Source organism: Sphingomonas sp. NPDC019816 (assembly GCF_050274375.1).
Taxonomy (GTDB): domain Bacteria; phylum Pseudomonadota; class Alphaproteobacteria; order Sphingomonadales; family Sphingomonadaceae; genus Sphingomonas.
On the sequence record NZ_JBNNOB010000268.1, the window covers coordinates 1 to 1477 of the forward strand.

At 62.7% G+C, this 1477-nt stretch carries 2 protein-coding genes; both read right to left on the bottom strand.

The annotated features are described in order from the left end of the window. Positions 1-16 precede the first annotated feature (16 nt). On the bottom strand, positions 17-928 hold the full coding sequence (locus ACQKJZ_RS19325) for a DEAD/DEAH box helicase (RefSeq protein WP_427733322.1): 912 nt from the start codon (positions 926-928) through the stop codon (positions 17-19). Positions 929-957: 29 nt separating this feature from the next. Further along, complete coding sequence (locus ACQKJZ_RS19330) at positions 958-1392, bottom strand: Hachiman antiphage defense system protein HamA (RefSeq protein WP_427733325.1); 435 nt, start codon at positions 1390-1392, stop codon at positions 958-960. Between the last annotated feature and the right edge of the window lie 85 nt (positions 1393-1477).

Here is a 1477-nt window from a genome sequence, read left to right on the forward strand (position 1 = left end):
GTCACTCCGCGCTCGACTACATCAGCCCCGCGCAGTTCGAACGAACCGCGTCACGCTGAGCAAATGCCTCTCCACTTAAGCGGGGCAAGTCCAGGTCGTCCACGACCCACTGCAGCAGGATGCCGCGACCGTGATCGGCGATGCTGTGAGCCTCATCTACGATGACGATCCCGGTGCTCATGTCCGGATGCGCCGCCAGCATGAGCTGGGTTCGCTCCTGCGTCATCACGAATATCGCGCGCTTCGGCAGCGGCTGCTCTCCGTCAAGTGGAACGGTGACGATCTCCGGCGCGCCAGCCGTTCCGGCAAAAAGGTCAGCCAGATCACGAGCGACTTGGGCAATCAGGGCACGCGTCGGCACGAGATAGACGACAGTAAGTGCCCCCGTTTCTTCAAACACCCGAGCGAGATGGCCCTGCAGGATGAACGACTTGCCGGCGGAGGTCGGCGCGGCGACGGCTACGCTGCGCCCCTCGCCGAGCTTGCTCCACAGGTCATGCTGGAAACTCGTCAGCAGCGCGGGGCGATCGCGCAGCATGACGCGGCGCTGGTCCGAAAGGGCGATCTCCTCGATCGCGAGATCCAGCGGCAGATCCGCGGCGGCACGACCGACGTCATCGCGCGTCTCGAGCGCAGGGAAGTTGCCGAGCCGGGCAAGCACGACCCGAAGCGCCTGCTGCATTGGCAGCGTATTCGTGCCAACCACCTCGTACGTCATCGTCGCGGAGCGGTATGCCTGGCGCCGGTGGACGGGATTCGTCGAACAGGCGAGGATCGCGGAAGCCTGCATCAGGCGAACCGCCTCCTCCATCGTCACTTCGGCATCGAGCGGCTTCCCCAGCTCGCGGGCCAGCCACGTTCGATGCGTCAGCGCAGCAGCGTCATGAAAGCGGCTGTTCCCCCAGATCTGATCGGCCAGTTCCTGCATTGATCGACGTCCCCCCTAGTCCTGCACGTCTACTTCTTGCCTGCGCCCTTTTTCTTCAGCGCTTTCTCGGTGGCCGGATGTTTCCAGCCGATCTTGTCCTGAAAGAGGTCGCGCAGCGTCGCCACGGACGGAACCGGAATGATGAACATCTCCACCTCCTGATGCTCGATGCCTTTAGCCTTGAGCGCCTCGGCGATTTTCGGTGCGGTCTCCTCCAGCTTTACTGAGGCCAGCCGGCAGAATTCCTCCTCCGCATCGGTCATGCATGCCAAAGCGGAGGCGAAGGCATCGAAATCGAAGGCGATGAGGCATGATATGACGTCGTGGCGGTTCGGGTACCCCGCCCCGTAGGGATCAAGGAAGTCGAGCATCGCCTTCTTGGCGCCGGGAGTCAGGCCAGACAGGTCAAGGTGCCGCTTAACGAGCGTGATCTCGTGCTTGATCTTCTTGTCGTCTAGGGTCAGGACTCATTGGTTGATCCAGAAGATCACGGTTGCCGCGAGAGCGATGGCGGACATGAAGGCGTGAGCGCATCGGTCGTAGCGGGTG